The organism is Sphingomonas sp. (genome assembly GCF_035910975.1).
In the GTDB taxonomy this organism is placed as follows: domain Bacteria; phylum Pseudomonadota; class Alphaproteobacteria; order Sphingomonadales; family Sphingomonadaceae; genus Sphingomonas.
This window is the reverse complement of the sequence record NZ_JAMHWM010000020.1, coordinates 84,042-94,658: the sequence shown is the minus strand read 5'-3', so window position 1 is coordinate 94,658 and position 10,617 is coordinate 84,042. Positions and strand designations below refer to the sequence as shown.

10 protein-coding genes are annotated in these 10,617 nt (G+C 65.4%); 7 read left to right on the top strand and 3 right to left on the bottom strand.

Going from position 1 to position 10,617, the window contains the following annotated elements; all coding sequences use genetic code 11:
* Positions 1–301: 301 nt before the first annotated feature.
* Genes tagH through VYI76_RS03840 form a run of 3 tightly spaced genes read right to left on the bottom strand, consistent with a single transcriptional unit; the run spans position 302 to position 4,520 of the window.
* Complete coding sequence (tagH, locus tag VYI76_RS03850) at positions 302–1,927, bottom strand: type VI secretion system-associated FHA domain protein TagH (RefSeq protein ID WP_326523455.1); 1,626 nt, start codon at positions 1,925–1,927, stop codon at positions 302–304.
* The gene (locus tag VYI76_RS03845; RefSeq protein ID WP_326523454.1) at positions 1,924–2,496 is read right to left on the bottom strand and encodes a DUF6931 family protein; all 573 of its coding nucleotides are present in this window, start codon (positions 2,494–2,496) and stop codon (positions 1,924–1,926) included. The genes tagH and VYI76_RS03845 overlap by 4 nt, the downstream gene beginning before the upstream one ends.
* 26 nt (positions 2,497–2,522) lie before the next feature.
* Entirely contained in the window at positions 2,523–4,520 is a 1,998-nt protein-coding gene (locus VYI76_RS03840) for a type VI secretion system Vgr family protein (protein ID WP_326523453.1), read from the bottom strand.
* A gap of 209 nt (positions 4,521–4,729) precedes the next feature.
* Here VYI76_RS03840 and VYI76_RS03835 point away from each other — a divergent pair, with 209 nt between their 5' ends.
* The 7 genes from VYI76_RS03835 (at position 4,730) to tssE (ending at position 10,616) form a co-directional block, all read left to right on the top strand.
* On the top strand, positions 4,730–5,461 hold the full coding sequence (locus VYI76_RS03835) for an OmpA family protein (RefSeq protein ID WP_326523452.1): 732 nt from the start codon (positions 4,730–4,732) through the stop codon (positions 5,459–5,461).
* A 47-nt stretch (positions 5,462–5,508) separates the two neighbouring features.
* Positions 5,509–6,522, top strand: coding sequence for a type VI secretion system protein TssA (locus VYI76_RS03830; protein ID WP_326523451.1), 1,014 nt, complete (start codon positions 5,509–5,511; stop codon positions 6,520–6,522).
* Positions 6,523–6,610: 88 nt separating this feature from the next.
* The gene (tssB, locus tag VYI76_RS03825; protein ID WP_326523450.1) at positions 6,611–7,144 is read left to right on the top strand and encodes a type VI secretion system contractile sheath small subunit; all 534 of its coding nucleotides are present in this window, start codon (positions 6,611–6,613) and stop codon (positions 7,142–7,144) included.
* A 44-nt stretch (positions 7,145–7,188) separates the two neighbouring features.
* Positions 7,189–8,676 (top strand): type VI secretion system contractile sheath large subunit, encoded by a 1,488-nt coding sequence (gene tssC / locus VYI76_RS03820; RefSeq protein ID WP_326523449.1) that lies wholly within the window; start codon positions 7,189–7,191, stop codon positions 8,674–8,676.
* Positions 8,677–8,743: 67 nt separating this feature from the next.
* On the top strand, positions 8,744–9,262 hold the full coding sequence (locus VYI76_RS03815) for an Hcp family type VI secretion system effector (protein ID WP_326523448.1): 519 nt from the start codon (positions 8,744–8,746) through the stop codon (positions 9,260–9,262).
* A gap of 24 nt (positions 9,263–9,286) precedes the next feature.
* Positions 9,287–10,072, top strand: a complete 786-nt coding sequence (locus VYI76_RS03810; RefSeq protein ID WP_326523447.1) for a type VI secretion system accessory protein TagJ — start codon at positions 9,287–9,289, stop codon at positions 10,070–10,072.
* A gap of 10 nt (positions 10,073–10,082) precedes the next feature.
* Positions 10,083–10,616 (top strand): type VI secretion system baseplate subunit TssE, encoded by a 534-nt coding sequence (gene tssE, locus VYI76_RS03805; RefSeq protein ID WP_326523446.1) that lies wholly within the window; start codon positions 10,083–10,085, stop codon positions 10,614–10,616.
* Position 10,617 lies beyond the last annotated feature (1 nt).

The window sequence follows — 10,617 nt, the reverse complement described above, 5'->3', positions numbered from 1 at the left end:
AGCTTATCGAAGCTGGTGGCGACCTTTGCCGGCTTGGCTCAAACTTGTTACCGCTGTGGGCATCTACCCAGCTTGGCTCGTCATGATGTACTGCGTGTCAACTGGGGCGTCCAAGAGCTGGGAGGCTTTTCTCGCTTTTGGCGTATGTGTTATCGGCACTCTGCTTCACATATCTTTTGACCGTCGTAATCGCGGCGGTAGTCCCGAAAGGGGCGGATTCGATCTCTTCGGCGGCGAATGATGCCGTTACGCCCCTATCCGCCGCAGTCGCGCCGCCGTCGGATTTGACCGGGCTAGAGCCTCACTTCCGCCCGCGCGCCTGATCCTCGTACGCTTTGCGGAATTCCTTGGCGAAGACGTCCATGAATGCCTCGTCGGATCCGCGCGCGACGCCGCCGAATTCCTTTTCGTAGACCTGCCACAGCGCCGCGTCGCGCGCGCCGGGCATGATCCGCTGGAACAGCCCCTTGGCTTCCGCGCGGCTGCGGATCGCGGTGGGGCTGAAGCGGTCGAGCGTTGCCTTCAGCGCACCCTGCATCGCCTTCAGCGTCGCCATCTGGTGCGATTGCAGGTCGAAATACGCATCTTCGATCGCGCGGTCGCTGGGCATGAAGCCGCGCTCCGGCGGGTTGAGCAGCTGGGCGATCGCCTGTTCGGGGGTACGCGCGAACTTGATCGGGTTGTTGCCGTCAAAGGTCAGGCTGGTCGTCTCCGCGCCCATCTGCGACTTGGCCCGCGCGCGGGCCTCGACCATCACCACCAGCCCGGCGACCAGCCGGCGGAAGAGCAAACCGGCGCGCTCAAGCGTGTCGGCCGGTGCATCCTTCAACTGCGCGGGATCGATCCCGGCGGCGGTGGCGAAGGCCTCCATCGCCGGCGCCGCGGGCGGGGCCGGGCGAGCGGTTGGCGCGGCCGCGACCTCCGGGGCGGCAACGGGCGCCACGGCCGGGGCAGGGGCGGACGGCCGTCCGGCGGGGGCTGCGCCCCAATCGTCATTGTCCAGCCGCGCCATCTGCGGCGTCACCTTGGGCAGGGCCGCCTGGGCCTTGGGCTTGTCGAGTCCCAGCGGATCGCGTTTCGCCTCGGCCGGCTGGCCGAAGCCGCCGCGCGCCCAGTCGACGACATTGCCTTCGGCGATCTTGCCCCAGATATCGTCGGGAGAGGCGCTGGCGGGCCTGTCCGGCGCCGCGCTCGACCAGTCGGACGCGCCCTGATCCGGTGCGATCTGCGCTTCCCAGGCCGATGCGACGGGCATGTCGGGCGCACGCGCCGCCGGAGCCCAGCCGCCGGCCGATGCGCCCGGCGCGGGCGAGGGTGCGGCGAACCCCTGGGCGTGCGCGCGGTGTGCCTCGGGACGCGCAAGCGACGGGCCGGTGGCCGGAGCCCAGCCTGCACCGCTCGACGCGGGCGTGGCGGCCGGGGCGGCGTCCCAGCCGCCCGGTGAAGGTGCGGGCGATGCGGAGGGTGGCGCGTCCCAGCCGCCAGCCGACGCGGGCTGCGCGGGCGGAACGACGGCGCCGACTCCGGCTGCCTGCGCGTCCCATCCGCTCCAGTTGCTCTGTCCGGCGGCGCGGCTCGCCTCGGCCTCGCGCTCGACGGCGACCGCGGCCTCGCCGCTCAGCGCCGCCTCCACCTCATATTGGCCGATCAGGAAGACGTCGCCATTGGCGATCCGCCATTTGGGCGGCATCCGGTCCGGGCACCCGTTCAGGAAGGTGCCGTTGGTGCTCTTGTCGACGAATTCATAGTGGTCGCCCGAGAACAGGATCTCGCAGTGCCGCGACGAGATATAGTTGCGCGGGTCCGGCAGCGACCAGTCGCACGTCGGTGACCGCCCGATGATCGCGCCGCGACGGTGCAGGACGAACTCGGTCGGGTTGCCGTTGTCGAGCGTCGCGAAGTTCCGGACTCGAAGCGTCAGCGTCATGCAGGCGTCAATGCCCCGATTCCCTGCTGAGCGACAGCCTCTCCGAGCACCAGCGCGTCGTCGATCACCTTTTTCGGATCGTCGGTGCGGAACGCGGCGAGCTTGATCGCCCCGGCGGCAAAGCGCGCGCTGACGTGCGGGGGAGGGTTGACCGGCGGCAGATCGGGTTGCGACATCGTTCCGCCGGAAAAGAACACCGCGAGGGCCAGCAGGCGCTCGGCGCTGCGATCGCCCGCCGCTTCCGACGCTTCGCGCGCCGCCAGCCGGTTGGCCTCGACCGGCTCGCCGACCCAGCGCAACACGGTGTCGAGCGCCAGCCTGTCGCGCACCGGCAACGTCCGCGTCCGCGATTCGGTGTCGAGCGTCTGGGCCGCCCAGGCGACACTCTCGAACCGCGGCAGGGCGTGGGCGAGGAAATCCAGCGCGGACACCTGTTCCCCGCCATCGCGCAACGCGGCGTAATAGGCGGGCGCGGCGACGTCCTCGCCGGGCAGGGCGTCCTCGTCCATCTCCATCAGCTCGGCGACCTGCCGGGCGTTGGAAAGCCTTACTATCGTCCAGTCGGTCATCGCGTGCTTCGTCCTTCCGGCGGCGATCAGTTGATCATCGTCAGCCCGCCCTTGATGATAACCATGGCACTGCCCTTCACCTGGGTCATCGGTGCCTGGACCTCGACCATCGTGTCGCCGGTCACCTTCACCATCGGGCCCTTCATGGTGATGCCGGTGTGGTCGATCTTGATCGACACCGGGCCCACCTTCAATTCGATGCTCATCCCCGCTTCATAGACGATGTTCTGTTCGGCCTTGAGCTTGCGGTTCTTATTAACCTGGACCGTGTCGTTCTGCTTGACCTCGGTCCGGCGTTCCTTCTCGATCGTGTTGGTCTGGTTGCCGACCACGGTCAGCGTCTGATCGTTGCCGATCTTCGTCGTCTCGTCGTTGATCACCTCGGCGGTGCGATCATGGCCGACATAGTGGTTCTGGTCGTGGCCGACATGATGGCTGTCGTCGAAATGAACGCGCACGTTCATGTCGCGCTGGGCCTGGATCCAGATCTCCTCCTTGCCGCCCTTGTCCTCGAACCGGATCTCGTTGACGTTCTTCTTCGGGACGTCGAGTTCCTTGGTGTCCGGATAATCGCCGGGATCGCCATAGGTCAGTGTACGCCACAGCGCCCGCGTCTTGTTTTCAGGCAACTCATAGATCGGCATGTGCGTCTTGTTGAACACGCGGCCCACCACCAGCGGGCGATCCGGGTCTCCGTTCAGAAAATCGACCAGCACTTCATGTCCGATGCGGGGCAGGATCAGGTTGCCGAGGCCACCGGTCTGCGACACGCGCATCCAGCATGTCGTCTGGTCGCCGGGCCGGCCGTGGCGGTCCCAGTGAAAGCGCACCTTAACCCGCCCGTATTTGTCGGTGTAGATCTTCTCGCCCTCTGGCCCCGTGATCACGGCGGATTCCAGGCCTTGCACCACCGGCTTTCGCGTGGTCCGCGGCGCATGGAAGCGCGTATCCGCCGGGATCGCCTCGAATTCGACGCCTTCGTCGGGCACGCCTTCCTTCTGCTCCGCCTCGGCCTCCTGCGCGGTGATCGCGCGATAGCGTTCGCTGACGAAGCGGTGGCGGGCGGAAATCACCACGTAGCTGGCGTTGAGGCGGTCGACCGGGTGGTTTTCCACCGACAGGCGCGCGCCGCAGGTTATGCCCAGCGCCTGGCTCTTGCCGGTCAGGACGCGGCGGGTCGCGCGGGTCGCGTCGAGCATCACCTGGCCGAGTTCGCCGCCGCGCCGTTCCTCGACGTAGAGGCCCGGATAGGCGTAGATTTCCTGGGTATCGCGCGGATGCTTCTGCAACTCGGTCGATACCGCGTTGAGCGGCCGGTCGGGCTTCTCGAAATCATAGTCGCGCATCGTCACTTTCGCGCCGGCGGTGGTCGAGACGCGCTCGACGAAGCTCTGCAGGTCGGACGTCGTGTCGCCGCGCGACGATGCGTCGGCTGTCACGATCGTCGAGGATGCCGGGTTGAAATAGAGCTTGGCCGGTTTCCCCGCGGTATGGGCGTTCGGGGATTCGCACAGCACCATGACGTGACGGTCGCCGTCGTGCCGGAAGAAGTAATAGATGCCTTCCTCTTCCATCAGGCGCGAGATGAAGGCGAAGTCGCTTTCGCCATATTGCACGCAATAGGTGCGCTTGCCGCGCGTCTTCGACAATTTGGTGAAGTCCGTGTCGGAAACGCCGGCTTCCTCCAGCACCTTCTTGATGATCGCGACCGCGTCGATTTCCTGGTAGATTGCGAAGTCGCGGTTCTGGTCGAGGAAATAGGTCCAGGGCCGAAGGGTCAGGCGGTAGTGGTGCCCGCTGAGCGATTCCTTGCAGTATTCGGCGGCGGTGACGAAGCCGTGGAAGTGACGCTGCACGCGACCCTCATCAACCACCTTCACGCGGGCCGGCTTGCCCAGATGTGGATGAATATCGATCTCCAGCGGGGCGATGATGTCGAGCAGCATGTGGAATGGTGTGCTCAACGCCTCGGTCGAATCGATTCGCTCGACGAGAACTTGCTCGTCGCCGAGATCGATGGACATCTGGGTCAATCGGGATGATTGCGCGTCCATATTCGATAGTCCCCCGCCTTCGCCGCGCCCGTAACCGGCGATGCGTGTATCATAGCTCGACTACGCCGACAGGCAACGATCGGGTTTAGCGCGAATCGCGCAGCTTGCGAAGACAATGGTGTAGGGGTATGATCGACGCTTTCTACAGATAGTCTACGGATTATTTGGGGGCAATCGACATGCGCACATCCGTTTTCGCGACTCTCGCCATTGGAACGATGCTGGTCAGCCAGCCCGCCTGGGGACAGGCGGCGGCGCCCGCGCCCAGCGTCGACAGCTATCTCTGCGCCTTCGCCGGCAAATGTGGCGACGCCCAGGCGGCCGATTCGGCGCAGGTGACCCGCGACGCGCCGCCGACGCGCGGGTTCAGCCTCGCCCGGCCGCAGACGGCGAAACCGACCGAGCCCGCGCCCGCGACTCGCGGCTTCCGCATGGCGCAGCCGACCCGGGCGAAGACGGTCCCGGCCGCATCCGCCCCGGCGCAGCGTAATCCCGCCACCGCGCCCCGCCGTGCTCCCGCCGCGGTCGCCGCGGCGACCGCTGCCCGCCCGTCGGCCGGCAGCGCGCTCCCCGGTCGCCGTGCCGACCTGATGATTGCGTTCGAGATGAATTCGGACCGGATGACGAGCTTGGGCGAGGCCCGCGCCCGCGTTTTTGCCGATTCGATCCTGCGTCCCGAGTTGCTCGGCAAGCGTTTCGTGATTGAAGGGCATACCGATTCGGTCGGCAACCGCGCGTCGAACCTCGATCTGTCGCGCCGCCGTGCCAAGGCGGTCGCCGACTATCTGACCGCCGCGGGCGTCGACAAATCCCGTATCGAGACGCGGGGGCACGGTTTCGGCAACCCGCTGCCGGGCCGCAAGGCCAGCGATCCCGCCAACCGTCGCGTCGAGGCCGAGCTGATTTCGTAGAGCCGGCACGATCGGGAGGGGGCAGACGATGACGACACCGACAGCGAATGGGGCGTCGCGTGGACGTTGAGGCGCTGCTGGCTTCGGTGTCGGACGAGTCCCCGGCTGGGGAGGACCTGTCCTACGACGCCGAGCGACAGGTCATCGAGAGCGCGTTTGAATCGACCGCCGAGGAAGAGGGCGTCGATCTGCGCGACACCCTCCGCCTGATCGAGGCGCAGAGCGCGCGCACCAAGGACGTCTGGCTCGCCATCTATCTGACACGTGGGGGTGCCCGGCTCGGCCGGCTCGACGTCGCGCTGGCAGGCACGCAGATGCTTGCCGGACTGTTCGAGCGATACTGGGACAGCGTCCACCCGACCCTCGACGAATATGGCTTCCAGGGCCGCAAGGGGCCGTGCGAGTCGCTGACGCGGATCGGTGAGTTCCTGGGGCCGTTGCGCCGCACGATCCTGGTCGAGCATCCGCGCCTCGGCCGCTATTCCGCCGAGGACTTCGAACGCTTCGCCACCGAGGGCGACGCCGCCGACGGCTATGGCATGTTCCGCGCGGCGATGGACGACACGCCGACCGAAACCGTCGCGACGGCGATCGACCAGCTTGACCAGATGCGTGACGCGATCCGTCGCGCCGATGCGGTACTGACCGAGAATGCCGAAGGCGACACCGCCACCAATTTCCAGACCACCTATGAGGCGATCAACACGATTCGCCGCGCGCTGGCGCCCTATGCCGGGCTCGCGCCAGAAGCCGCAGTGGCGGCCGACGAGGCGGAGAACGGCGGATCGGCCGATATGGTCGATGGGGGTGGCGGATCAGGCGGACCACGCATCGCCGGACGAGTCGATTCGCGGGAGGATGTGCTGAAGGCGTTCGACGCGATCGCCGATTATTATCTGCGGCGCGAGCCGAACAGCCCCGTTCCGGTGGCGCTCCGCCGCGCGCGGTCGTGGGTGACGATGGATTTCATGACGATCATGGAGGACATCGTACCCAACGGCATCGGCGAGGCCCGCACGGTTTTGTTGTCACGGGAAGAACAAAACAGTTCCAGCTATTGATCTCGCTAGGCCGTCAACTATCGTGCGCCGGCGAGGTCGATGATGATTTGAGTCGTTTGTCGATCAGGAAGGTTCGGGGGAAGGCGCGATGGCAGTGAAGAGCGGACAGCGGTTCATTCGCGAGAATCGGGCGCCGCGCGTCCATATAGAATATGAAGTCGAAACCTACGGGTCGCGACAGAAGGTCGAATTGCCGTTCGTGATGGGCGTGATGTCCGACCTGTCGGGCAAGAGCCTTGTCGAGAAGAAATCGGTCGACAAGCGCGATCTGGTCGATTTCGACATGGACAATTTCGACCAGCGCATGGCCGCGATCGCGCCGCGCGCCGCGTTCAACGTCGACAACAGCCTGACCGGCGAGGGCAAGATGTCGGTCGATCTGACGTTCAAGAACATGAACGATTTCAGCCCCGGCGAGGTGGCGAAGAACGTCCCCGCGCTCGCCAAGCTGCTCGAGGCGCGGCAGCAGCTGCAGGACCTGCTGCTGTACATGGACGGCAAGGACGGCGCGCAGGATCTGCTCGACAAGGTGCTGAAGGATCCCGCGCTGATGAGCGCGCTGTCGGCGACCAAGCCGGTCGACGAGGCGCCCGCTGCCGAGGGTGAGCAGCCGACCGCATAATCGCGCTGACCGCGCCAACATCGTAATTGGGAGTTCGGGAGAACATGGCGGAAGCTCTTCAGCAAGCAGGTGGGCCGCAGGCGGCCGACGCCTTTGCGTTCGATGATTTCTCGGCGCTCCTGCAGAAGGAGTTCAAGCCGGCCGACGACGCCAAGAAGGGGCGGATCGAGGAAGCGGTGCAAACGCTGGCGCAGCAGGCGTTGGAAAATGCTTCCGTGATCGGCGACGACGTGTTCACCACGCTAGACGCGATGCGCTCGGCGATCGACCGCAAGCTCAGCGAGCAGGTCAACCAGATCATCCATCACGCGGATTTCCAGCGGCTGGAATCGGCGTGGCGTGGCCTCAACTATCTGGTGATGAACACATCGACCGGCGCGAACCTAAAGATTCGCGTCATGAACATCTCGAAGGACGAGTGCCGCAAGATGTTCCGCCAGTATCGGGACGCGGCGTGGGATCAGAGCCCGCTGTTCAAGAAAATCTACGAATCCGAGTTCGGCCAGCTCGGCGGCCAGCCCTATGCATCGTTCGTGTGCGACTATGCCTTCGATCATTCGGCACCCGATCTGGAAGTCATGAAGGGGCTGTCCAAGATCGGCGCGGCGAGCCACGCACCGTTCATCGCCGGTGCCGCGCCCAGCCTGTTCGGGATGGAAAACTGGACCGAGCTGTCGAACCCGCGCGATCTGGGCAAGTTGTTCGACGCGACCGACTATGCCGCGTGGCGCTCGTTCCGCGCGTCAGACGATTCGCGCTACATGGCGCTTGCCATGCCGCGCTTCCTTGGTCGTCCGGTCTATGGCGCCAAGAGCGAGCCGGTCGAGGAGTTCGATTTCGAGGAAGAGACGAGCGGTGACCACGACAAGCATCTGTGGCTGAACGCCGCCTATGCGATGGGTACGCGGATCACCGAGGCGTTCGGTTCCTACGGCTGGTGTACCCGCATTCGCGGCGTCGAATCGGGCGGCACGGTCGAAGGGCTGCCGACCGCCATGTTCCCGACCGACGACGGCGGCATGGACCTGAAGTGCCCGACGGAGATCGCGATTTCCGATCGGCGCGAGGCGGAGCTGTCAGGCGCGGGCCTGCTGGCGTTGATCCACCGCAAGAACACCGACCAGGCGACCTTCATCGGCGGGCAGACGCTGCACAAGCCCAAGGCGTTCGAGAACGCCGATGCGACGGCCAATGCGAACCTGTCGGCACGCTTGCCGTACATCTTCGCCAGCTGCCGCTTCGCCCATTATCTGAAGTGCATGGTACGCGACTGGGTGGGCGGCAATCGCGAGGCGCCGCAGCTGTCGCGCGAGCTCAACGAATGGGTCATGCAATATGTCGACGGCTCGCCGGAGACGTCGAGCGAAGAGACCAAGGCCAAGAAGCCGCTCAAGAACGCGATGGTCGAGATCATCCCCGACGAGGAGAATCCCGGCTATTACAAAGGCAAGTTCATGTTCGTGCCGCATTACCAGCTCGAGGGCATGGACATCGCGCTCAGCATGGTGTCGCGTCTGCCCAAGGGCGAGTGAGCCAGGCGGCGTAGTTTCGATTATTCAGTAAACGCGTACCCCAACCTTTCAGGCAGGAGTGACGACGATGGCACTAGACCTTTTGATGACCGTCAAGAGCGGCGACCCCAAGATCGAGGGCGAATCGCAGCACAAGAAGTTCGAGGGCAAGAAGGCGATCGATATCCGGTCGTGGGCCTATGCCGTGAACCAGCCCTCGCAGATGGGCTCGGCGGGCAAGACCACCGGCCGCGCCAACTTCTCCGACATCTCGATCACCAAGCCGATCGATGCGTCGACTCCGGCGCTGTTCCTGGCCTGCGCGGCCGGCTCGGTGCTTGATGAGGTGGTGATCCACGCGGTCAAGACCGGCGGCGTCGGCGGCACCGACATCTTCTACACCATCACCATGCAGTCGGTTGTCATCAGCCAGGTCAAGGACGAATCGGTCATCGACGAGGAAGGCGGCGTTGTCGAAATTCTCGAATCGGTCACCTTCAACCCGGCGCGGGTGAAGGTCGGCTATGCCCCGACCCACAAGGATAGCGGCAAGATCGAGGCCGAGAAGACGGCCGGCTGGGACATCATCAAGAACGTCAAGGTCTGATCCGGCGTCTCGGGGGAGTTGCGCGTGTCCGACGCCGACCAGTTGCTGAAGGCCGGCGATCTCGACGGCGCGCGTGCCGCGCTGGTCGAGACCGTCCGATCCAAACCGTCCGACCAGGGCGCGCGGATGTACCTGTTCCAGCTGCTCGCGATCGCGGGCGAGTGGGACAAGGCCAGGAAGCAGCTGGCGACGCTCGCGCAACTCTCTCCCGAGGCCCAGATGCTGTCGATCGCCTATGGCCAGGCGATCGAGGCGGAGGCCGCCCGCGCCCGCGTGTTCGCGGGTGAGGAACTGGCCCCGCTGCTGGTCGATGCGGAATGGGCGCGCCCCATTCCGCTCGCCATCCAGGCGTTCGCTATCGGCCGCGATGCCGAAGGCGAAGCCGCGCGCGACGCGGCGTTCGATGCTGCACCAGAAATGGCGGGCGAGATCGACGGCGTGGCGTTCGACTGGATCGCCGACGCCGATTCGCGTTTCGGCCCCACATTCGAGGCGATCATCGGTGGCCGATACGGGCTCGTCCCGTTCGATGCCGTGGAATCGATGAAGAGCGAGGGGCCGCGCGACCTGCGCGATATCATCTGGTATCCGGTCGAAATCTCTTTCAAGTCGGGCCAGTCGATCGCCGCCATGCTGCCCGCGCGCTACCCGGGCAGCGAGGCGTCCGACGACACCGCCGAGCGGCTGACCCGTACGACGGGCTGGCGGGACACGTCATGGGGCCAGGCTGGATCGGGGCAGCATATCTGGGCGCTTTCGAACGGTGAAGATCGCGATTTGCTTTCGGTCCGTTTGCTGACGTTGGCCTGAGGCGCGGGGCATGGCTGTCAAGCAGCGCCTTACGCCGTCGCTGTTCGACAAGCTGGTCAGCGATCTCGAGATATCGGGCCTGAGCAACAGCGAGAGCGAGGCGGCCGAAGTCTCGCGCGAGAATTTTCGCTATTATTCCATTCCCAAGCTCGAACGCTTCAACGAGGCGGCGCTGCGATCCACCGTGCGCCGCGAGGTCGCGTGGCTGCTCAACACCACAAACCTGGAAGCGATCGAGGATCTGGAGCCCTATCCTCAGGTCCAGAGCTCGGTGCTCAACTACGGTGTCCCCGACCTGTCAGGCAAGGTGCTGACGCGGCGCGTGGTGCTGGAGCGGGCGCGGGAGATTCGCAAGGCGATCCGTCTGTTCGAGCCACGCTTCGACCGCGACAGCCTGACGGTGGAACCCAGCGAGGAACAGGGCAATCCCAACGCTTTCGTCTTCACCATTCACGGCGACATCGCCGCCGCGGTGCAGGCGATGCCGGTGAAGTTTCGTACCGAGCTTGAGCCCGATACCGCCGCCGTCGACGTGCGGGAGTAGC

Excerpts from the sequence above, each read along its gene's own strand:
- tagH (WP_326523455.1), bottom strand. The coding sequence starts at position 1,927 with ATGACGCTGACGCTTCGAGTCCGGAACTTCGCGACGCTCGACAACGGC.
- VYI76_RS03845 (WP_326523454.1), bottom strand. The coding sequence starts at position 2,496 with ATGACCGACTGGACGATAGTAAGGCTTTCCAACGCCCGGCAGGTCGCC.
- VYI76_RS03840 (WP_326523453.1), bottom strand. The coding sequence starts at position 4,520 with ATGTCCATCGATCTCGGCGACGAGCAAGTTCTCGTCGAGCGAATCGAT.
- VYI76_RS03835 (WP_326523452.1), top strand. The coding sequence starts at position 4,730 with ATGCGCACATCCGTTTTCGCGACTCTCGCCATTGGAACGATGCTGGTC.
- VYI76_RS03830 (WP_326523451.1), top strand. The coding sequence starts at position 5,509 with ATGGGGCGTCGCGTGGACGTTGAGGCGCTGCTGGCTTCGGTGTCGGAC.
- tssB (WP_326523450.1), top strand. The coding sequence starts at position 6,611 with ATGGCAGTGAAGAGCGGACAGCGGTTCATTCGCGAGAATCGGGCGCCG.
- tssC (WP_326523449.1), top strand. The coding sequence starts at position 7,189 with ATGGCGGAAGCTCTTCAGCAAGCAGGTGGGCCGCAGGCGGCCGACGCC.
- VYI76_RS03815 (WP_326523448.1), top strand. The coding sequence starts at position 8,744 with ATGGCACTAGACCTTTTGATGACCGTCAAGAGCGGCGACCCCAAGATC.
- tssE (WP_326523446.1), top strand. The coding sequence starts at position 10,083 with ATGGCTGTCAAGCAGCGCCTTACGCCGTCGCTGTTCGACAAGCTGGTC.